Source organism: Okibacterium sp. HSC-33S16 (assembly GCF_024171565.1).
Taxonomy (GTDB): domain Bacteria; phylum Actinomycetota; class Actinomycetes; order Actinomycetales; family Microbacteriaceae; genus Mycetocola_A.
In genome coordinates this window covers 602,562-624,160 of the sequence record NZ_JALJZZ010000002.1, presented here as the reverse complement: position 1 = coordinate 624,160, position 21,599 = coordinate 602,562, and the positions used below count along the sequence as shown (strand labels likewise).

The following is a 21,599-nucleotide window of genomic DNA, read 5'->3' as shown; positions in this document are numbered from 1 at the left end:
CCGTCAACTCCTCGCGGCGGCGGGAGCGCGACCGGCCAGGTCGGGAAGGGCGGGTTCGGCGATGGCTTCGACCACTCGCTCAATTTCAACTGAGGTCATCTGATGAAAGACCGGCAGGATCAGCGTGTTATCGGTGAGCAGCTCAGTGTTCGAAAGACGGGCGCTCCCCGTGTCTCGCTCACGGTACGCGGGTTGCCGATGGGAAGCCATGATTCCGCGTCGAGCAGAGATGTCACGAGTGGCCAGGTGCTCGAGAAGCTGTTCTCTTGACATCGGATACTCCGGTTGCACTTCCACCCAAAGCGACTGGAAGTTACTGGTTCCCCACGAGGGGTCGCGCACGATCCGTAGGCCGTCGATCTCCGCGAGCGCCGCCGTGTACGTCGCAGCAATTTCTCGGCGACGAGCGACGATCTGACCCAGTCGGCCCAGCTGAACGATGCCTACCGCTGCCTGCAGGTCGGTCATGCGATAGTTGAACCCGATCTCGCTGTACTCCTCGGGCGGCGCAAGGACGCTCGCATGGCGAGCATTCGCAGAGACGCTCATTGAGTGTTCTCTCAACTGCCTAGCGCGGTTCGCCCAGTCCTCGTGGGGGGTCGTGAGCATACCTCCTTCACCGGTTGTAAGGAGCTTCCGTGGGTGGAAGGACCACGCCGAAATATCGGCACCGGATCCGACGGACGCGCCTTTATAGGTGGAACCCGCACCGCACGCGGAGTCCTCGATTAGCCGGACATCACGCTTCTCGCAAAGGAGCCGGATCGGATCCAGATCGACGGGTACTCCGCCCTGATCGACCACGATGACAGCGGTCGTTCGGTCAGTCATCACTTCGGCGATGGTCTCGGCCGTGACATTGCCGGTGTGGCGATCGACATCCGCGAATACCGGCCTCGCTCCTACGTAGGTTGGCGCGTTTGCCGTCGCGATGAAGGAGAAGGATGGCACGACCACATCGTCTCCTGCGGTGACCCCTGCTACCACGAGTGCGAGGTGAAGCGCGGTAGTGCAATTCGATGTAGCCACGGCGTATGGCGCATCCATCGCCTCGGCGAACGCAGATTCAAACCGTGCAACCTGCGGGCCCTGCGCTACCCACCCCGACTCGAGCACAGCCGTCACTGCTGCGATTTCCTCTGCACCGAGCCACGGCTTCATGACGTTGATCCGGTTCATGCCGGCACCGCCTGCCTGGTGGCAGAAATCTCATCACGGAGCGGTTGCCACCATGCCACAAGTTGCCTGAGGCCTTCCTCAAGACCAACGGTCGATTCGAAGCCCAGATCAGCGCGTGCGGCTGACGTATCGGCGAGACGACGGGCGACGCCGTTCACCGCACGTTCGGGGCCGTGCTCGACCGAAAGATCGGAGTCCATCGCGATCAGCAGCGTTTGGGCGAGATCGAGGAGGCTCGTCTCGGTACCGCTTGCGATGTTGTAGACCCCTTCGGTCACTGGCGACGATGCAGCAAGCAAATTTGCTCGCGCAATGTCAGTTGTGAACACGAAGTCCATGGTCTGTTGCCCGTCCCCAAAAATTAGCGGCGGCTTTCCGTCGGCGATCCGCTCCATCCACCGCACAAGCACTTCCGTGTAAACGCCGTGTACGTCCATTCGCGGCCCGTAAACGTTGAAGTATCGCAGGAGGACATGGTCAAGTCCGTGCATCGCTCGAAAGCTGCGAAGCATGCCCTCATTGAAGGACTTCGCCGCCCCGTAAAAGGTGTCGTTGTTGTGATGGTGGTGGCGTTCGTTCGTGGGGAAGGTTTCCGCCATACCGTAGACAGATGCGCTGGAAGCGGAAATGACCTTATCGACGGATGCTTCAACGGCCGCCTCGAGGACGTTGAACGTCCCATCGACGAGCACTTCCAGAGCGAGACGCGGTTCCTCGGCGCATTGCGTGATCCGAATAGCGGCTTGGTGGAATACGAGATCCTTGCCCCGGGTGACGTCGTGAACGAGATCTCGGTCACGAATGTCGCCGTCGACGAGGGTGACTCGACCGGACCGCAGTGCGTCGTCGAGGTTTGCGCGACGACCCCGAACCAGATTGTCGAGGACGTCTATATGGCTGACTCCTGCTTTGAGCAATTGGTCGACGATTGTGGAACCAATCGTGCCCGCTCCCCCAGTCACCAGAACACGTGCTCCACTTAGTGCACTCATCGCGCTGTCTCCATCTGTCGATCTCCTTGGGTTGGTGGCACTGCGCTGCCGGAGTCCGCCAGGCTGCGACTCGCTGCCTCGAGCACGGAAAGCACTCGAAGCCCCGCTTCCCCGTCGGTCCGCGACGGTTGGCCCGAACGGATACTCGCAGCGAATTCGGCCGCCATTGTTGACAGGGCCTCCCGTTCCGGCAGAGCTGGCGACCAGGTGTCGCCCAGCCTGTATGAGATATTCGCGTCGCGACGATCGGTGCGCCCGGCAGATTGCTTCCCGAGATCGACACCGCGGTCATACACACTCAGTCGTTGCTGGGGATTCAGGTCATCCCACACCAAGGTTCGCTTGGTTCCCCCAATGACCATTTGCCGGATCTTGGTGGGACTCAGCCAGTTGACGTGGATGTGCGCGATCGCTCCACTCTCCAGAGGCAGCGTGAGGTATCCGATACAAGATCGACCAGCTCCGAGAGGGTCAGCACCCTGGGCGGCAACGGCCGTCGGTCGAAGGCCCCCAGGGAGAACGAAGTCCAGAATGGAAAGGTCGTGAGGCGCGAGGTCCCAGAAAACATCAACATCCGGTTGGATAAGACCGAGGTTGATACGAACTGAGTCGATGAAGAGAATCTCACCCAAATCTCCGGCCGCGATGAGTTCACGGATCTTGAGCACCGCTGGCGTGTAGCAGTAGGTGTGATCCGCCATCAGTATGAGACCGCGGGTTGCGGCTTCAAGCACCATTGCCTGGCCGTTGCTCGTTGAATCCGCGAGAGGCTTCTCAACAACCACGTGTTTCCCCGCGGCAAGCGCCTGCATGGCGATCGGATAGTGAGTCCTCGCTGGGGTTGCGATTGCGATCGCATCCAGATCGTCCGAAGACAGAAGTTCGTCAAGAGATGTGACCACCGGCACCTGACCCACCTGATTCGCGACTCGTTCTGCACGATCCCGGTCTAGATCACAGATCGCGACGAGATCCCAGTCGGGGCTGGTTGAGAAATTTCGAGCGAGGTTGGGTCCCCAGTAGCCGGCGCCTACAACAGCAATCCGGAGTTTTTCGTGTGTCAATTTTCTTCCCCTCGTGGCGTTATGGTCTGTGCGATTGATGGTCGGTGTGCGGCGGCTCAAGGCGTTGGCCTAAACATGACGTCGACCCAGAAGTTGTGCGGAGTCGTTTGCACTGGTGCGGTCACTGAGGCGTCGTAGGTGTATGCCCCTCCCCGGGCCAGCGAGCTCAAAGGACCTGCGGTCACCGGGTTCGCCAGGCCATGGGCGGAAAGCGAATAGTGGCCGTTCGGCGCTAAATAGCTGGCGGTGTAGTTCTGCCCCGCCAGCACCTGGACCGGAGAGTCGAACACAGCGAATTGCCAGCCCTCAGCGGTCTCGTGGAAGAAGGTTGCTTCCGCTAGCAGGTCCCCGTTGGCGTTCCAGAGATACCCGCGGTGCGTCCCGGTGTCCTGAGTCCCTTTGAAGAATCGAACTCCGAGGACCTCTCCGTTGGCGGAGGGGGTGAAGGTCATTCCGAGCTGCACTGGACCTGCGTCGTCCCAGTTCGTTGTATCCGGCACCGTAGCTGGGGCAAACAATGATGTGACTCCGGGCTGGGTCAGTGGATCGATCAACGGCTCCGTTGGTTCGGTCGGAGTTGGGGTCGGCGTAGGCGTCGGCGTAGGCGTTGGGGTCGGCGTAGGCGTTGGGGTCGGCGTAGGCGTTGGGGTCGGAGTCGGCGTTGGAGTCGGCGTTGGAGTCGGCGTTGGAGTCGGCGTTGGAGTCGGCGTTGGAGTCGGCGTTGGAGTCGGCGTTGGAGTCGGCGTTGGAGTCGGACCAGCGACCGACGACGCGAACTCGAGATCCACGAAGTAATTCGTGCCGTTGAACGGGTACAGAGGGAACCCTCCCTCGGCTCCGTAGAAGAAGCGCCCGGCGATGCCCGTGAGCGGCCCGGATGTCTTCATCGACTGGAAGTATCCCGATGTGTACGAATAATGCCCCTGTGGCGCGAAGTAGGACACCACATACTGTTGACCTGGGGTGAGGGGCACCGGCGCCGAGAGCGCTGCGGTTTGCCACCCGGTGCTCGATCCGCCGCCGAAGTGCACCGTCGCGAGCCTCTCACCCGCAGAGTTCCAAAGCGATCCGGTATGCACACCGTCATTCCCGGGACCCTTGAAGAAGCGAATCGCTGTCACCGAACCTGGCTCACTGGTGGTGAAGGCCATCCCGAGTTCTACGGGTGACGAATCGTCAGTAGCCGCAGGAACCGCTGGCACTTCTGCACCAAACATTGTGTATTTCGCGCTCGGCGCATCGGATTCGGCGGTATGGAAGGACCACTGCTGATTGGCTAGTGCGATGCCGCCGGTCGACCGGATCCCCGACACCGTTACCTCGACTTGCTCGTCAATAGGGAGATCTTCGTTCGGCGTGAAGATGATGGTTTTCCGGTTACCGCTCAGCACGGATGTACCTTCAACATTCCCATTTGCAGAGACGGCGACCTGGTATCCATCCGCCACCGCTGTGGAGAAACTAATCGAGATGCCAGCATCCCTCGCCACGCCAAGGGCCCCAGCCGCAGGGTTTGTACCCACCACGGTCAACGGGTCTGGGGTCGACTCGAACAGAACATCAACGGCATACCCCGTCGAGGTTCGCGCGCTCGGGAACTGGTTGGCGTAGCTGTACACGCCTGAATCCGCGGCGACGTGCAAAGGCCCCTTGGTCAAGCCCGTCCCCACATATGCACCTGGGGTCGCCGAATAGTGACCGACCGGAGTTCGGTAGGAAGCGACATATTCGGTCCCCGCAATCACCGACACCGGCTGAGCGAAATACACCGTTTGCCATCCGGACGAACTCTCATCACTGAAGATCGCCGTCGCCAGGGAATCGCCGTCGGACGACCAGAGAGCACCGACGTGAACTCCAGTGTTCCCAGCGGCCTTGTAGAAGCGGATTCCCCGAATAATGCCGTTCTCGCTAGCGGAGAAACGAACCCCCAGCGTGACGGCGTCGGGGTCGCCGACATCAACGATTCCTGGCAGGTCCCCATCGTCGTAAAGACTGCACGGACATATTCCAGCCTGTGCTGGAGGCTTCACCGTAGTGAAGGACCACTCGCCCCCAGCGACCGCTTCCGCTCCAGCCGCACCCCATACGGAGAGCGAGACCGAATACTTCACGAAACCGGCAAGGGGCAAGGAGGGAGTGAAGGTAACGATACGTGTGAGGGCGTCGTAGGTCGTCGTGCCGCTCACCGTCACGCCCAAGCTGTCCCGGACCACGAAGTCTGCGGCGTCCGCTGCGACGTCCTTTGAGAGAACAGCGCGAACCGTTGTCGACGTGGCGACGCTCGACGATCCAGGGTGGGGCCATTGTTGGAGCGCAACGAGCGGCGATGTGTCCACAACATCGAAGATCGCATCGACGAAGTAATTGCTGCGTCCAAAGCTTTGCGACGGGTATGTCCCGTCAGTGCTGTGCACCGCGGCTGCGCGTGATCCGAAACCGCCTGCGACGGTAAGCAAGTGTGAATCGACTGGTCCATAGTCAGCGAAGTCTGACTCGATGGAGTAGTGCCCCATGGGGGCGAAGTATGAGACGACGTAGGTTCGACCAGCGGTGACCGGGACAGGGACATCGAACATGGCGGTTTGCCACCCGGAAGGGGTCTCCTCTGAGAAGGTGGTGTTGGCCAGCCGCACACCATCGTCCCGCCAGAGTGATCCGGTATGAATGCCGGTGTTTGCGGCGCTCTTGAAGAACCGCACCCCGGAGACGAATCCATTGCTGGTCGGCGTAAAGCGCAGCCCGAGTTCTCCAGCTGAATTGTCGCCGCTGTCGGGGACAATGGGCAGCACGTTGCCAAAGACCGAATATGGTCCTGTGACGTCGACCGAGAGCGCCGTCGGAGTGGCGGGATAGTTGGCACTGTCGTCAATTGCTCGGACGAGGACCGGGGTTGCTCCACTCCCTTTCTGAACGTATCGAAACGACCAGTCGGTGGTCCCTACGGCAGGGTGCCACGTTGCTCCGTTGTCCGTCGAAACCTCCACTGCGGCGACCTGCCCGCCCACATCCGATGCGGTTCCACCCAGTTCAACCACGGAACCGTGTGACATGGAAACACTTTGTGGATGACTGGTGATGGTAGCCGTCGGAGCCACCGTGTCGGAACTTGCGGTTGCTCGAACGAGGGCAGCGTCTAGCGAAGAGGGCTGGGCCCCCATGTCCGCAAGCAGGTTCACCTGCGCCTGCTGCATCCGGCGGTCGGCAGCGGCACCGTCCCCGTCATGTTCGGAGTCAAGTCCCCACGCCCACTGGACACTTCCGGCGGAGAAAACCAGCGCACCGCTCGAAGCGCGGTAGAGAGTCAAATGGTGAGTTGTCGTTCCAGACTTGACGGTGTTGCCATAGTCCTGCAGATACTCAGGCACATCACCCGTCGTCGTAGATAGCCGGATCAACCCGCCGGGCCGGAAGCCGTTGTCCACGTCTTCGTTCGACTCGTATCCGACGGTGTGTGGTGCCAGGGATGTCGTCGAGCCCGCGGGCAGGCTTGTCAAACTTGTGTTCCGCCAGAGACGCAACTTGCCCTCACGGGAAGAAACGGCCACGGCGAGGTCGGAGTAGTTGACCTGATAGAGCGTCCCAATGAGCTTGTTCTCGGGCTGGGCAGCTCCCGCTGTGGATGGTGCGTACCGCGGGTCACGCCAGGTTCCGGTCCACTCAGAGGACGGATCGAGTTTCTTGTTGCTCCAGGTTTCCTTGTAACTGACCAGCGTGCGATATGGGGTCGCGCTTGCATCGGACGAAGGCTCGTATCTCGTCCGCCAATAGCCTTCATTGCCGGCAAGGAACTGAAGATTCACGCCGGCGTCCCGAGCAGCCTCGATGTTGGCCTTCTGCGCTCCCGACCAGTACTCGTCGTGTCCCACCGACAAAAAGACATTGTGGTTGGTCAGCAAGGATCCGAATCGGTCGGTGTCGATGCCGCTGAAATAACTGACGTCGTAGCCGTTCTTCTCCATGAATCGCACTTGTGCGTACTCGCTGGAGAAGTAGAAGTCACGCCCCTCCATGTCGGCGCGAGTGTTGAACGGCCGGTTGTAGCTGATTTTGTATGCGCGGCCATTGTCTGCGCCCTGATAGAAGTCGCTTCCGCCGTAGGTGTTATACGCGTGCCACGTGGGGTCCGACGTCTGGAAGAGAACGTCAGAGGTACTCGCTTCATCGCGAACGATGAAGATGATGTGGCTCGATCCGCCGGTGTCTGTCCTGGTCAGACGGGCGATATACACGCCTGAAACGGCGTTGGCAGGAACATCCCATGACGCCGATACGTCCCACGTGCCGCAGTCGTAGATTTCGGTTTCTTCATCAGTAATGCACTCGTCCTGAGTCGGGGGGCGATTTGGCGCCAGATCTGCGGAATCGATGTACCGTGCACCGAGACCTTGGTAGTAACCAGTCCGGTAGATGTCGACGGTGTAGCCGAGTACCTCCGAGTCGATCTTGAAGTCAACTTGATTGCCAACATTGACACTGATGTCGGTCGCGAAGCCCTGAATACTAGGATCGCCGGCACGCCAAATGTCCCAAATCTCCGGGCTCGTTCCTGGCTTGGAATTCTCACAAACGATCGCGTTGGAGCCCGGATCGCAAGGCCCTGCCGCATGGGCCGCGCCCATGCCCAGAGGTACGGCCACGGTGATTACCAGCCCGAGCACGGCAGCGAGAGCCACGGAAGTGCGCGACAATCGTGTACCGACCCACGACCCTAATTTGCTCGACCCAGACACTTCAGAACTCTTCTCACCAGAAATTGGCCGCGAGAATCACCGCCTCCTGGCATGGCTGCTGTAGGAAGGAGGAGCGACGGCTCGCTGTGGCCGCAAGACGCAAAACGTGATGGAATTTCACGTTCTGTGGTGAAAGAGTAACCCGGGCGCACCCTTGAGCACTCCCCCCTTTTCGGGTGAGAATTGCTCAGGTTTTCTTAGGGTCAGACCAGACCCTCGCGGTGGGCGAGAATGACGGCCTGCACCCGGTCGCGCAGTTCCAGCTTGAAGAGGATCCGACCGACGTGTGTCTTCACCGTGGATTCGGAGAGGAACAACCGCGAAGCGATCTCGGGATTCGACAACCCCTCACCCACGGCGATGAGTACCTCGCGCTCGCGCTCAGTGAGCGCAGCCAGCCGAGCCGAGGAACCATCGGAGCCGCTGACCGGCAGCTTGCCGCCGTAGAGGTCAAGCATCCGTCGGGTGATTCGAGGCGACACCGTGGCCTCACCAGTCGCTACAGCGCGCACGGCGGCGAGCAGCTCAATTGGCGGCGCATCCTTCAGGAGGAACCCGCTGGCTCCGGCATTGAGCCCGCCGAAGGCGTACTCGTCGAGATCGAACGTTGTGAGGATGATGACTTTGGCATCCGGCCGTTTGGCGATGATCTGCCGCGTTGCCTCAATGCCGTCGAGCGCAGGCATCCGCACGTCCATCAGGATCACATCAGGTTGGAGAGCCGCGGCCCGATCGACCGCGGTGGCACCGTCGGCAGCCTCGCCAACCACCTGTATGTCGTCTTCCGCCGAAAGCACCATGGAAAGTCCCATGCGCAACAGATCCTGGTCGTCGACGATCAATACACGGATAGTCACAGCTCTTCTCCTGCTTCCGGCAGGGTCATTCGAACCCGCCAGCCTCCGCCGGACAACCGGCCACTCGTTACGTTTCCGCCGTAGAGGGCGGCCCGTTCAGCCATTCCAATGAGGCCGCGCCCTGAGCCTTCGGAAGCGGCCGCGACTCCGGGCGCGCCATCATCGGTCACCGTGACCGTCACAGCAGCACCGACGCACTCGAGCAACACATCCACCCGAGTCGGCTGACGCGCATAGCGGAGGGCATTCGTGAGTGCTTCCTGCACGGCACGGTAGATCGTGATTTGTGCCCCCTGACCGGTCGGAGGAACTCCGGTCACCGTCAGGGTCGCGGGCAAGCCAGCAGCCTGATAACTCTCCACCAGTTGTGGCAATTCTTCGAGGGTGGGCTGCGGGGTCCGCTCGGCAATCTCGTTCTCTTCGTCGCGCAACACACCGAGCAGCCGCCGCATCTCAGCGAGCGACGCGCGCCCGGTCGAGCCGACATTGCGAATCGCCGCAAGCGAGGCTTCCGGGTCCTTCTCCACCATTGCCTCGGCGCCATCGGCTAAACGAATCATCACTGATAAGCTGTGTGCGACGATGTCATGCATCTCGCGGGCAATTCTCGAACGTTCGGATGCCGCGGCCAACTGCGCTTGCTGGTCACGTTCTCGAGCCAGCTGGCCTGCCCTGTCGACCAAAGCACTGATGTAGCGCTTGCGGTTGCCGATATTGATACCGATGAGTACAGCGAAGAGGCCGATGACGAGCGTGGATACAACATCGTCGTTGCCCGGGTCGGTGATGAGACCTGCCGTAACAATGCCCGACACGGTCAGCACAACGGCTGTCGTTCCGAGACCGATCCAGGCTGCTCGCACGCTGTGGTGCACGGCGATCGAGTACAACGCAATGACGAGCGCGATGGGGGCCATGCCCGTTGCGTTCCAGATGAAGAGAGCGCTGACGGCCAGTGAGATGACCACGGCGGTAACCGGGGCCGTTCGACGCTTGTAGAGAGCAACGGCCGTCACCGCCCCGAGCAGCAGCTCCAGGGTGTTGAACGCCGGCGGAAGCGAGCCATCGACGTAGGTGACGATTCGAGCAACCGCTTCAGGGATCGCGTAGATGAGGGTGATGAGAATGTCGGCTGTGCGCAGGTGCCGCGCCCAGAACGAACGAATCACTCCGGGTGGCCGGGGCAGACGAAGCTCCCCGTCCGCACCCGGGGAGGCGTGCGGCGGGGAGCTTCTCGGCGTCTCGGTCAGGCGTCTCTCCGCTTCATCATGATGGCCCCAGCGGTGAGCGAGGCGGCGACCCAGCCCAGCACGACCAGCAGTTGCTGCCACGGCTCGAGGCTGCCGGGGATATCCGATTGTATGCCGAGGCCACCGAGGCCCGCGTCGGAGATCAGGTAGGGGATCATATTTGTCGCCCAGTCCGCCGGGATGAGCTGCAGCACGGTCGGCACGATCAGGATGATGCCGAGCACAACGGCGATTCCGCCAGCCGAGTTGCGCAGCACCGTGCCGACACCGAGCGCGAAGACAGCGATCAGGGCAAGGTAGAGCGCTCCGCCCATCACGGCCCGCAGGACGTCAGGGTCGGTGAGCGGCGCGGAGACGTCGCTGCCCGCCAGGAACGGAATGCCGATGAGGTAGGCGCCGACGGTCGAGACCAGCCCGACGAGGAAGGTCGCCACAAACAGCACCAGGGTCTTCGCCCAGAGCACCGGCAGCCGACGTGGAACGGCCGCGAAGGTCGAGCGGATCATGCCGGTTCCATACTCACCGGCGATGAAGAGCACACCGAGGACGGCGGCGACCAGTTGCCCCAGGGCGACGGGGAACGAACTCACCTGCATGACGATTGCGGTCTGCCCCTCGGCAGGAACCGCGCCGTCAATCGTGCTCGCGATCGTCGAGGCCATGAGCGCGGCCAGTCCGAACGAGACGAGGATGAGGACCGCGTACGACCAGACCGTCGATCGCAGGCTGCGCAGCTTGATCGTTTCGGAACGAAGGACGCCGCCGAAACGTACCGGGCTCGCGGGCAGTGCCCGTGGCATCCGCAGTTCTGGCGCATCATGCGCCACCGTCAATGTGGTCATCGTGTCATCTCCAGGTCTCGAGCGGAGGCGCCGGTGCGGTACTCCACGTCGTCGTTCGTCAGTTGCAGGTAGGCCTCTTCGAGTGAGGCGGTGATCGGGGTGAGTTCGTGCAGGGCAATTCCAGCGCGTGCGGCCCGGTCGCCGACCGATTCGGCGGTGATCCCGGTGACGGTGAGCAGATCGTGCTCCACGTGGGTCACGGTCACCTCTGGTGAGGCGAGCGTTGAGGCGAGAACGGATGCCTGTGGCGATCGAACGCGAACGCTCACGCGGGTGGCTCCACCGATGACCTCGGCGACGGGAGCATTCGCGATCACGCGTCCCTTGCCGAGAACGATGAGGTGGTCGGCAGTAACGGCCATCTCACTCATCAAGTGGCTCGACAGCAGGACGGTTCGGCCTTCGGCCGCGAGTCCCCGGACCAGCGACCTGACCCAGCGCACACCCTCCGGGTCGAGCCCGTTGATCGGCTCGTCGAGAATGAGGGTCTGCGGGTCGCCAAGCAGGGCCGCGGCAATGCCCAGTCGCTGGCCCATGCCGAGAGAGAAACCGCCGACTCGTTTGCGGGCGACGGACTCGAGGCCGGTCAGTTCGATCACCTCGCTCACCCGACGTTTCGGAATGCGGTGAGTGGCCGCGAGGGCGAGGAGGTGGTTCTCGGCGCTTCGGCCGGTGTGCACGGCCTTGGCGTCGAGGAGGGCACCGACTTCGTGGAGTGGTGAGCTGTGGTCGGCGTAGAGCTTGCCGTTGACGGTGACTCGGCCGGCGGTGGGCCGGTCGAGTCCGACGATCATGCGCATCGTGGTGGACTTGCCAGCGCCGTTGGGGCCGAGGAACCCGGTGACGGCTCCGGGACGCACCGTGAACGTGATGTCGTTGACCGCGGTCTTTGACCCGTAGGTCTTGGTGAGGGTGTGTGCTTCGATCATGCTGCAACGCTACGAGCGAGGCACACCGCGTCGCGTCCACCCTCAGGCCAGCAGATCGGGCTCTGCCTCATACCGCGGTACCGTGGTCGCCGGCACCCGGGATCGAGCGGCGAAGCTGGCGGCGAGGTTTAGAGCTGTGAGCCGTCTACCGAGAAGGTGTCGCAGTTCGCAGGTCCGCCCTCGCGGCCCGCGTTGAACCAGCGCTGGCGTTGCTCGCTTGACCCGTGGGTCCACGCCTCGGAGTTGACTCCCTGTCCCGAGCCGGCCTGGATGCGGTCGTCGCCAACGGCTGCCGCTGCGTCGAGGGCGTCGGCGATCTCGGCGGCCGAGGGCTCCTCGAGCAGCGTGCGACCGCTCGAGTCTTCGGTCTGGCTGGCACCGGCGACCCAGGCACCGGCGAAGCAGTCGGCCTGCAGCTCGATGCGCACCGAGTCGGAGTCGGCGCCGGTGCCGGTGCGGTTCGCCGACTCCATGATTCCGGAGATGGCCTGGATGTGGTGCCCCCACTCGTGCGCGGCAATGTAGAGCTGCGCGAGCGGGCCACCGGTGGTGTCAAACGGTGGTTGCTGCAGCTGGGAGAAGAAGGAGGTGTCGATGTAGATGGTCTCGTCCCCCGGGCAGTAGAACGGCCCGGTCGCGCTCGACGCCCCGCCACAGCCCTGAGTGGTTGTCGACGCTTCGAACAGGGCGAACTGCGGGGTGCGGTATTCGCCGCTCGACACGAGCGAATAGTTGTCGGCCCAAAAGTCGTCGATCGAGACGCCAGCGCCGGCCATCCGGCACTCGATGTTCTCGTTGGCGTCTTCACCCGTCTTGCATTTCTCGCTCAACGAGGTCGTCAATGGTGCCGACCCGCCACTCGTGTCGCCGCCACCGACAAATCCACTCAGGTCGATTCCAGTGAACTGGGCGATGAGGAACACGGCAACGACCGCGAGCCCGCCGCCGCCAACGCCAATCGCCGTGCCGCGGCCGCGCTTACGGACATTGCTGCCGGAAATGTCTGAGTCAGGATTGAACGTCACTCGCCCACCGTATCCCTCGGCGCCCGGGCGGCTCCACGCCTTGCGCCGCCGGTGCTGGGGCGACTATGCGGCGAAGCTGTCGGTTGCTTCGATCAACGCGTCGAGGATCCCGGGCTCGTCGAAAGCGTGCCCGGCGTCTGGAATCATCTTGAGTTCGGCGTGCGGCATGGCCTCGGCGAGCGCCCACGCGGTCATCGGCGGCGTGCACATGTCGTAGCGCCCCTGCACGATCACGGTCGGGATGTCGGCGAGCTTCGACGCGTCGCGAATCAGCTGGCCTTCCTCCCACCAACCGCCATTCATGAAGTAGTGATTCTCAATGCGAGCGAAAGCAACGGCGTAAGCGGGCTCGGTGAACCGGGCAACGTTGTCGGGGTTCGGCAGCAGGGTGATCGTCGACGACTCCCAACGTGACCAGGCGACGGCGGCGGGCTCGTGCACGGCCGGGTCGGGGTTGTTGAGCAGTTTCGAGTAGGCGCGGACGAGGTGGCCGCGCTCCTGTTCGGGCACCGGCGCGAGGAACCCCTCCCACAGGTCGGGGAATACCGCTGACGCTCCACCCTCGTAGAACCAGTCGAGCTCAACCTGCCGCAGGGTGAAGATGCCGCGCAGCACGAGCTCGCTCACCCGATCGGTGTGGGTCTGGGCGTAGGCGAGCGCGAGTGAGCTGCCCCAGGATCCGCCGAACACCTGCCACTGCTCGATGCCGAGGTGCTCACGCAGCTTCTCCATGTCAGAGACGAGGTGCCAGCTGGTGTTGGTGTCGAGATTCGCCTCGGGAGCGCTCGCGTGGGGCGTGCTCTTGCCACATCCGCGCTGATCGAACAGCACGATGCGGTACTTCGCGGGGTCGAACACCCGACGCTGGTTCGGGTTGGTCCCACCACCAGGGCCACCGTGCAGAAAAACAACAGGCTTTCCGTTCGGGTTACCGCTCGCCTCCCAGTAGATCTGCTGGCCGTCGCCCACGTCCAGGTGGCCAGCATCGTACGGTTCGATCTCGGGATACATGTCGCGCATACAACGACCGTATCGTTCCCTTCAGGAAAACGGATGCTGTCGCTAGGCTGGCGCGCACATCATCCAGGAGGCACAATGCCCACTTCGACACCCCCACCGGTCACCGTGACACTGACGGGAGCGGGCGGCCAGATCGGTTACGCGCTGCTCTTCCGCATCGCGTCCGGGCAGCTGCTCGGGCCGGACGTTCCGGTGCGGCTTCGTCTGCTCGAGATTCCGGCGGGCATCGCCGGCGCAGAGGGCGCGGCGCTCGAGCTGCAGGATGGCGCCTTTCCCCTCCTCGAGGGCGTCGACGTCACCGACAGCGCCGCAGCGGCGTTCGACGGCGCCAACGTGGCACTGCTCGTGGGGTCGCGGCCGCGCGGTCCCGGCATGGAACGGGCCGACCTGCTGGCTGCCAACGGTGCCATTTTTGGACCGCAGGGTGCGGCAATCAACGAGCACGCGGCATCCGACATTCGAATTGTGGTGGTGGGCAACCCGGCCAACACCAATGCGCTCATCGCCCAGGCGCACGCGCCCGACGTGCCGCGCGAACGGTTCACCGCTCTCACCCGGCTCGACCACAACCGGGCGGTTGGCCAGTTGGCCGCGAAACTCGGGGTGCCGGTGCGCGACATCGACGGTGTCACCATCTGGGGCAACCACTCGGCAACGCAGTACCCCGACGTTTCGCACGCCACCGCGGCGGGCACTGCCGTGCGTGAGCTCGTCGATGAGGAGTGGCTGACGAGCGAGTTCATCCCGCGCGTCGCGAATCGCGGTGCCGAGATCATCGAGGTGCGCGGCTCGAGCTCGGTCGGCTCGGCGGCGAACGCGACCATCGACCACATGTACGAGTGGCTGAACGGGCAGCGCGGCCGGTGGACGAGCGTTGCGCTGCCGTCCGACGGAAGCTACGGCGTGCCGGACGGCCTCATCTCGTCGTTCCCTGCCGAGAGCGTGAACGGCGCCTGGCGGATCGTGCCCGGGTTGGAGCTGGACGATTTCTCGACGAGCCGCATCGAGGCATCCGTTCGGGAACTTGCCACAGAACGGGAGCAGGTGCAAGGTCTCGGCCTTCTGTAGTGCCGGGCACGGCCGGGGCGTAGCGTGGCGGCATGGACTATCGATACCTCGGCAACTCAGGCCTCAGAATTTCAGAAATTACCTACGGCAACTGGCTCACTCACGGCTCACAGGTCGAGAACGAGACTGCGAAGGCGTGCGTGGCCGCAGCGCTCGAGAGCGGCATTACCACCTTCGACACGGCTGACGCCTACGCCAATACGGCAGCGGAGACCGTGCTCGGCGAAGCGCTTGCCTCCGAGCGCCGCGAATCACTCGAGATTTTCACGAAGGTGTACTGGCCGACCGGTCCGAAGGGTCCCAACGACTCCGGGCTCAGCCGCAAGCACATCATGGAGTCGATCCACGGCTCGCTGACCCGCCTCGGCACCGACTATGTTGACCTCTACCAGGCACACCGATACGACTACTCGACACCGCTCGAAGAAACCATGCAGGCGTTCGCCGACGTGGTTCGGCAGGGCAAGGCGCTCTACATCGGCGTCTCCGAGTGGAACGCCGACCAGTTGCGTCGCGGCTCGGCCCTGGCCAAGGAGCTGGGCTTCTCACTCGTCTCCAACCAGCCGCAGTACTCAATGCTCTGGCGGGTGATTGAGGAAGAGGTCGTTCCGGCGTCGCGCGAGCTGGGGATTTCGCAGATCGTCTGGTCGCCGGTTGCCCAGGGCATCCTGTCGGGCAAGTACCTGCCCGGCCAGCCGCTGCCCGAGGGCTCGCGTGCCACCGATTCGAAGGGCGGCGCCGACACCGTGAAGGCGTTCCTCCGCGATGAGGTGCTCACGGCAGTGCAGAATCTCAAACCCATCGCTGACGAGAACGGGCTCACCCTCGCCCAGCTCGCGATCGCGTGGGTCCTGGCGAATGACAACGTGGCGGCGGCCCTCATCGGCGCGTCCCGGCCCGAGCAGGTGCGTGACAATGTGCAGGCGTCGGGCGTCAGACTCTCGAGCGAGTCCCTCGCGAGCATCGACGAGGTGCTCGGCACGCTGCCCGAGACCGACCCGTCCAAGACCCAGTCCCCCGAAAACCGTCCGTCCTAACCGACGACGGCCCACTGAACGAGGAGAGACACATGAGCCGAATTGTGATCATCGGAGGGCACGGCAAGATCAGCCGTATCCTCACCAGCCAGCTCGTCGACAACGGCGATGACGTCGTCAGCGTGTTCCGTAACCCGGACCACTCGTCGGACATCGCCGGCCTCGGCGCCGAACCCGTCGTCTGCGACATCGAAACCGCATCCGTCGACGATCTCGTTCCCATCCTGAGCGGGGCGGATGCTGTCGTCTTCGCTGCGGGGGCCGGCCCCAATTCCGGCGCGGAACGGAAACACACTGTGGATTACGAGGGATCGGTCAAGTCAGCTGCCGCTGCCGAACGAGCCGGTGTTTCGCGATTCGTGCAGGTTTCCGCCATGGGAATCGACGGGGAGGTCGACACGAGCGACGACGTGTGGGCGGCGTACGTTGCCGCCAAGCGCAATGCAGACATCGACCTCAAGAAGACGTCGCTAGCCTGGACCATTCTCCGCCCGGGCGCGCTGACCGATGACGAGCCGACCGGCATGGTCCAGCTCGAGTCCGACACCGGCCGTGGCTCCATTCCGCGTGCCGATGTCGCTGCACTCATTGCGGCCGTACTGACCTTCCCGGAAACCGCAGGCTTCACCTGGGAAGCCATCTCCGGTGAGACCCCGATTGCTGCGGCTGTAGCCGCAGCCGTCTCCGCGGGCTGATCGTGTCGAGGCGGGCGGCGGTCAGTCGCCCGCCTCGACGAACACCATGATTCCGTCGAGCACCCGGGCGAGGCCGAACTCGAATGCCAGCTCGGGATTGCTTGCGGCCTGGTAGGCCTCTCCGGCCGCCTGCCCCACCCGACCGGCGATCGGATACTTCGATCCGTCCATCACCTTCTCCAGCACGGGGGCGTTTGCTTCCCACCACTCGGCGTCGCTCTGCCCGGAGCGTTCCCTCGTCGTCTCCTGGTCCCGAGCCGTTCGAGCGGCACTCGCCACGAAGCCCGCGATGAGCGTCACCACCTGATCCATCGCGATGTCGCTAATGCCGACACCTTCGACGGCAGAGAGCTCCCACTCGTACCGGTCTGAAACGTGCGGCCCCAGTGCGGGCCGTGACGTGTCGACGGACAACAGCCATGGGTGCCGCCGATACTCGAGCCACAGGTGCCGGGCAACGGCGTCGAGTCGCTCCCGTACCGTGCCCGTCAGTTCGGGATGCGGCAGTTCGCCGGTCACCTGGTCGACCATGAGTCCGATCAGCTCATCGCGCCCGGGAACATAGGTGTAGAGACTCATCACGCCGATGCCGAGGTGCTCGGCGACTTTCCGCATGGAGAAGGCGTCGAGTCCCTCTGCGTCAGCGAGAGCGATACCCGCGTCCACCACGGCGTCGACAGTCGTTCGTTGCCGGGGTCCGCGCGCGGGCGGCTGCTCACCGAGCGTACGCCGCCATAACAACGCCAGGGTGCGGTCGGGATCGCTTCGAGCAGCAGGTTCGTTGACGCTCATGGCCCTAGTGTACTTACTCCGTATGGTGTACGCTCAATTCTCCGCATAACTCCGTATACCGTACGACGTGAGGATTACTGTGTCGCAATCTCCCTCTCTCCAGGCCGTTGGACTGCACAAGCGCTACGGCGACGTGACGGCTCTCGATGACTTCTCCCTCGACTGCGCCCCTGGCTCGATCCACGGGCTGCTCGGTCCCAACGGCGCAGGCAAGAGCACGGCCGTTCGCGCGCTGACCACGCTCATCGACGTTGACTCGGGAACAGCCCGGGTGGCGGGATACGCCGTCCGTACCGAATCCCGCCGGGTTCGAGAACGCATCGGCCTGGTCGGCCAGGGCACCGCCGTCGACGACATCCTCGGCGGGACTCAGAATCTCGTAATGTTCGGCCGGCTCTTCGGCCTGTCGAAGACCCAGGCTGTGAGCCGGGCCGGTGAGCTCATGGCCGCATTCGACCTCATCGAGGCCGCCGACCGGCCGGTGTCTGGGTATTCCGGCGGCATGCGCCGACGGCTCGATATCTGCGCGAGTCTCATCCTGTCGCCCGCCGTGCTCTTCCTCGATGAGCCGACAACGGGGCTCGACCCGCGCGGACGCAACGAGGTGTGGCGAACCATCCGACGCATTGCGGCGGACGGCACCACCGTGCTGTTGACGACGCAATACCTCGACGAAGCCGACCAACTGGCCGACTCAATTTCGGTGATGAAGGCCGGACACGTGGTTCGAACGGGAACACCGGTCGAGCTCAAAAAACAGCTCGGGTCCGACCGTATTGTCGTGACCGTGTCGGATGCTGCGGATCTGCCGCGCGTCACAGCATCCGTTCATTCTCACTCGACGCCAGAAATCGATAGCGCTGCGCGAACCGTGACGATCGAAGCTCCGTCAGGAACCGCGGCCCTCCTCGCGACCGTGCGTGCCCTCGACGAAGCCGGCATTGAGCCGGAAGACCTGGTGCTTCGTCGCCCGACCCTCGACGAGGTCTTCCTCGCCCTCACTTCCCAGGAGGCAACATCGTGACCACACTCTCGACACCGCGCTCCTCGGCGCTTCGCAACGGCTGGATCCTCACCCAACGCGAACTGCTGCACTGGGAGCGACAACCTGCGCTGCCCATCTTCGGCCTGCTGTTCTCGATCATGCTGCTGCTGATGTTCGGCTTCCTCTTCGGCGGCGCCATCGAGGTGCCGGGCGGCGGCGACTACATCACCTTCCTGCTGCCGGGCATGTTCACCCTCACTATGCTGTTCGGCGTTGAAAGCACCATGCTGGCGATGTCGACGGATGCCGCGAAGGGCATCACAGACCGGTTCCGGTCGATGCCCATCCACAGTTCTGCCGTTGCGCTGGGCCGCTGTGGGGCCGACATGGCGTCATCAGTTCTCAACCTGGCCGTACTGCTCGTCGGTGGGCTGCTGATCGGCTGGCAGATCACCACCGATCTGGGATCAGCACTGGTCGGCGTGCTGCTTCTCATCTGGCTCCGCTTCGCCGTGCTCTGGGTCGGAATTTTCCTCGGGCTCACGTTCCGGAACCCGGCGGCAACGATGGCCGTACAGGTGCTCATCTGGCCGGTCGGGTTCCTCTCCAACGTCTTCGTCGCGCCGGAAACCATGCCGGCCTGGCTCGGTGCAGTTGCCGCGTGGAATCCAATCTCAGCAACGGCGACCGCGACCCGGCAGCTTTTTGGGAACCCGACGGGTATCACGACGGCATGGATGAACGACAGTGCCCTCCTCATGGCCACCGCATGGCCGCTCGTTCTCACTCTCGTCTTCCTCCCGCTCTCGGCCCGCGCCTACCGCCGACTGCGTCGCTGAGCACGACAAAGCCGCCCCTCCCAAGCTTCGGAAAGGGCGGCTTTTCGTGTGTTCTGAGCGCTACTTCTTGCTGGCCTTGAGCGACTTCTCGGCAACCGGGGCGGTGCCCGATGCCCGCAACTCGGCAAAGTACGCCGCCGCCTCGTCCTGGCGCTCAGCCTCAATGCCCGACGACACCGGTGCGCGGAGGTGGTCCTGGGTGTAGCCGAAGGCTTCGACGAGGTCGAGCGCGTGTGGGCGGATCCGGGCGAGGAGCCGGTCGATGTACGACGTCACGGCCGAGGCGCGTTGGCCGGACAGCCGACCATTGATCAGGTACCAGGCCAGGTGCTGCTCCACGAGCCCGAGGCCGAACAGGTCGCGCAGCCAGGTCAGCACGGTCTTGGTGCCCGTGTCGGTCACCGTGCCGAGCGCTTCGGTGAACGCTTCCCACTGCAGCAGTTCGGCGTGCGCCCGAGCGGCCTCGATGAGCTCGTTCTGGTTGGCGTTGAACAGCGCGGCGCCGTCGGCGGGTGAGAGCTTGCTCGCGGCACGCAGTCGCCCGGCAATTGCGGCCACCATGGTCTCGACCCGGTCGGTCAGCAGTTCGCGCTGGGTCTCTTCGTTCTGCAGGTGCCCGACCGAGCGCGCGGTCGAGCCGAAGTCGGCAACGGTCTGGGCCAGCGAGCGCAGCCCGGTGCCATGCACAACCTTGCCTCGAGCCTGCTCAGCCGCGAACTTCGCCAGGGTCGCGGCGTCTGCGCCCTTGAACCGTTTGGCGTAGTCGCCGAGCAGTCGCTTTCCGACGAGCTGCAGCAACACGTTGTTGTCGCCTTCGAAGGTCACGTAGATGTCGAGGTCGGCTCGCAGGCTGGTGAGACGGTTGCCCACCATGAACCCGGCACCGCCACAGGCCTCGCGCGCCTCCTGCAGCGTGTCGAGCGCGTGCCAGGTTGACAGTGACTTGAGCCCGGCGGCCAGCGTTTCGAGATCCTGACGGTCGTCGGGAGTGTCGCTCTTGCCACTGAACACCCCGTCGAACTTCACGAGCAGCTTGTCGTGCGCGAACATGGCGGCGTACGTCGTGGCGAGCTTCGGCAGGAGCCGGCGCTGGTGCCGCTGGTAGTCAAGAATGACTTCTTCCTGGACGTCACTCGATGCGTTGAACTGGCGCCGCTGGCTACCGTAGGTGATCGCAATCTGCAATGCGACAGCGGATGCCGCGACTGCAGCCCCATCCAGCGACACGCGTCCCTGCACGAGCGTGCCCAGCATCGTAAAGAAACGTCGGCCGGGGCTGGAGATGGGTGACGAATACGAGCCGTCTTCGGCCACGTCACCGTAACGGTTGAGCAGGTTCGTGCGCGGGATGCGCACGTTCGTGAAGTGCAGCTTTCCGTTGTCGATGCCGTTGAGGCCACCCTTGATGCCGTCGTCCTCACCACCGACCCCCGGGAGGAAGTTGCCGTCGTCATCACGGATCGGAACGTAGAAGCAGTGCACGCCGTGGTTGACGCCGTTGGTGATGAGCTGGGCGAATAGGGTGGCCGCCTTGCCGTGGACGGCAGCGTTGCCGAGGTAGTCCTTCCACGCCGCACGGAACGGCGTGTGGATGACGAACTCCTGGGTCTCGGCGTCATAGGTGGCTGTCGTGGCGATCGATGCGACGTCTGAGCCGTGTCCGACCTCGGTCATCGCGAATGCGCCAGGGATCTCGAGGCTCATGATGCCCGGGAGCCACTTGTCGTGGTGTTCTTTGGTGCCGAGGTGCATCACGGCTGAGCCGAACAGGCCCCACTGAACGCCGGACTTGATCTGCAGGGACGGGTCGGCGGTGACGAGCTCTTCGAAGCCGGCAATGTTGCCGCCGTGGTCTTCCTGGCCGCCGAGGTGCTTGGGGAAGGCGCGGTGCACCTGTCCGTTTTCGACGAGGAGCTTCAGCTGACCGAACACCCGCTCGCGGTGCTCATCGACGGTCAGGCCTTCGATGCGGTGAAACTCCTCACGCGCCGCGAGGGCGCGGGCCTTGATCCGCGCGTCCGGCCAGGTACCGAGCAGCTGGTGCGCGAGTTCGGGGACGTTGATCCTGGCGCCGTCCGGGCCACCGGCTGGGAGGTCGGCGAGAACGTCGTCGCGATTAATCTCATCTGGTCGGATGGAAGTGTCAACCATTATCGATCCTTGTCTTTCGGCACTGAAGCACGTCTCTTAACCGTACGAGCGGCATCCGCAGTTCATAAATGAGCCGTTCGCCGACTACAAATCGAGGCCGAGCCGCCCACATCTCTCCTGTGGAAAGCTACAGTCGAGCAC

Annotated in this window: 17 protein-coding genes; 5 read left to right on the top strand and 12 right to left on the bottom strand. The window is 63.6% G+C overall.

The window, feature by feature from the left end; genetic code table 11:
- Positions 1-3: 3 nt before the first annotated feature.
- The 10 genes from L1277_RS08125 to pip all read right to left on the bottom strand — a co-directional run bounded on the left by L1277_RS08125 (position 4) and on the right by pip (position 13,891).
- On the bottom strand, positions 4-1,179 hold the full coding sequence (locus L1277_RS08125) for a DegT/DnrJ/EryC1/StrS aminotransferase family protein (protein WP_253375853.1): 1,176 nt from the start codon (positions 1,177-1,179) through the stop codon (positions 4-6).
- A complete protein-coding gene (locus tag L1277_RS08120; protein ID WP_253375852.1) occupies positions 1,176-2,171 on the bottom strand; it encodes an NAD-dependent epimerase/dehydratase family protein in 996 nt (331 codons plus the stop codon). Before L1277_RS08120 ends, L1277_RS08125 begins: the two co-directional genes overlap by 4 nt.
- Entirely contained in the window at positions 2,168-3,235 is a 1,068-nt protein-coding gene (locus L1277_RS08115; protein WP_253375851.1) for a Gfo/Idh/MocA family protein, read from the bottom strand. Before L1277_RS08115 ends, L1277_RS08120 begins: the two co-directional genes overlap by 4 nt.
- 56 nt (positions 3,236-3,291) lie before the next feature.
- Positions 3,292-7,911 carry a DUF4082 domain-containing protein gene (locus L1277_RS08110; RefSeq protein WP_253375850.1) on the bottom strand — a complete coding sequence of 1,540 codons (4,620 nt, stop codon included), beginning with the start codon at positions 7,909-7,911 and terminating at the stop codon, positions 3,292-3,294.
- 260 nt (positions 7,912-8,171) lie between these two features.
- On the bottom strand, positions 8,172-8,780 hold the full coding sequence (locus L1277_RS08105; RefSeq protein WP_253375933.1) for a response regulator: 609 nt from the start codon (positions 8,778-8,780) through the stop codon (positions 8,172-8,174).
- 41 nt (positions 8,781-8,821) lie between these two features.
- A complete protein-coding gene (locus L1277_RS08100; protein ID WP_253375849.1) occupies positions 8,822-10,156 on the bottom strand; it encodes a sensor histidine kinase in 1,335 nt (444 codons plus the stop codon).
- Positions 10,072-10,917, bottom strand: coding sequence for an ABC transporter permease subunit (locus L1277_RS08095; protein WP_253375848.1), 846 nt, complete (start codon positions 10,915-10,917; stop codon positions 10,072-10,074). Before L1277_RS08095 ends, L1277_RS08100 begins: the two co-directional genes overlap by 85 nt.
- A complete protein-coding gene (locus L1277_RS08090) occupies positions 10,914-11,846 on the bottom strand; it encodes an ABC transporter ATP-binding protein (RefSeq protein ID WP_253375847.1) in 933 nt (310 codons plus the stop codon). The genes L1277_RS08095 and L1277_RS08090 overlap by 4 nt, the downstream gene beginning before the upstream one ends.
- Positions 11,847-11,974: 128 nt before the next feature.
- The gene (locus tag L1277_RS08085) at positions 11,975-12,871 is read right to left on the bottom strand and encodes a neutral zinc metallopeptidase (protein WP_253375846.1); all 897 of its coding nucleotides are present in this window, start codon (positions 12,869-12,871) and stop codon (positions 11,975-11,977) included.
- A gap of 63 nt (positions 12,872-12,934) precedes the next feature.
- A complete protein-coding gene (pip, locus tag L1277_RS08080; protein WP_253375845.1) occupies positions 12,935-13,891 on the bottom strand; it encodes a prolyl aminopeptidase in 957 nt (318 codons plus the stop codon).
- Positions 13,892-13,966: 75 nt separating this feature from the next.
- On the opposite strand from pip, the gene L1277_RS08075 reads away from it, so the two are divergent.
- Genes L1277_RS08075 through L1277_RS08065 form a run of 3 tightly spaced genes read left to right on the top strand, consistent with a single transcriptional unit; the run spans position 13,967 to position 16,691 of the window.
- Positions 13,967-14,959: a malate dehydrogenase gene (locus L1277_RS08075; RefSeq protein ID WP_253375844.1), complete on the top strand. Its 993-nt coding sequence runs from the start codon at positions 13,967-13,969 to the stop codon at positions 14,957-14,959.
- Between the two features lie 32 nt (positions 14,960-14,991).
- Complete coding sequence (locus tag L1277_RS08070; RefSeq protein ID WP_253375843.1) at positions 14,992-15,996, top strand: aldo/keto reductase family protein; 1,005 nt, start codon at positions 14,992-14,994, stop codon at positions 15,994-15,996.
- 32 nt (positions 15,997-16,028) lie between these two features.
- Positions 16,029-16,691, top strand: coding sequence for an SDR family oxidoreductase (locus tag L1277_RS08065; protein WP_253375842.1), 663 nt, complete (start codon positions 16,029-16,031; stop codon positions 16,689-16,691).
- Positions 16,692-16,712: 21 nt separating this feature from the next.
- On the opposite strand, the gene L1277_RS08060 is transcribed toward L1277_RS08065, so the two are convergent.
- The gene (locus L1277_RS08060) at positions 16,713-17,483 is read right to left on the bottom strand and encodes a TetR/AcrR family transcriptional regulator (RefSeq protein ID WP_253375841.1); all 771 of its coding nucleotides are present in this window, start codon (positions 17,481-17,483) and stop codon (positions 16,713-16,715) included.
- A gap of 79 nt (positions 17,484-17,562) precedes the next feature.
- Between L1277_RS08060 and L1277_RS08055 the strand changes: the two genes are divergently transcribed.
- Together L1277_RS08055 and L1277_RS08050 are read left to right on the top strand one after the other, a co-directional pair.
- Complete coding sequence (locus L1277_RS08055) at positions 17,563-18,507, top strand: ATP-binding cassette domain-containing protein (RefSeq protein WP_253375840.1); 945 nt, start codon at positions 17,563-17,565, stop codon at positions 18,505-18,507.
- Positions 18,504-19,307, top strand: coding sequence for an ABC transporter permease (locus L1277_RS08050; RefSeq protein WP_253375839.1), 804 nt, complete (start codon positions 18,504-18,506; stop codon positions 19,305-19,307). The genes L1277_RS08055 and L1277_RS08050 overlap by 4 nt, the downstream gene beginning before the upstream one ends.
- A 60-nt stretch (positions 19,308-19,367) precedes the next feature.
- Here the strand turns inward: L1277_RS08050 and L1277_RS08045 are convergent, their stop codons facing one another.
- Positions 19,368-21,458 (bottom strand): acyl-CoA dehydrogenase, encoded by a 2,091-nt coding sequence (locus tag L1277_RS08045; protein WP_253375838.1) that lies wholly within the window; start codon positions 21,456-21,458, stop codon positions 19,368-19,370.
- Between the last annotated feature and the right edge of the window lie 141 nt (positions 21,459-21,599).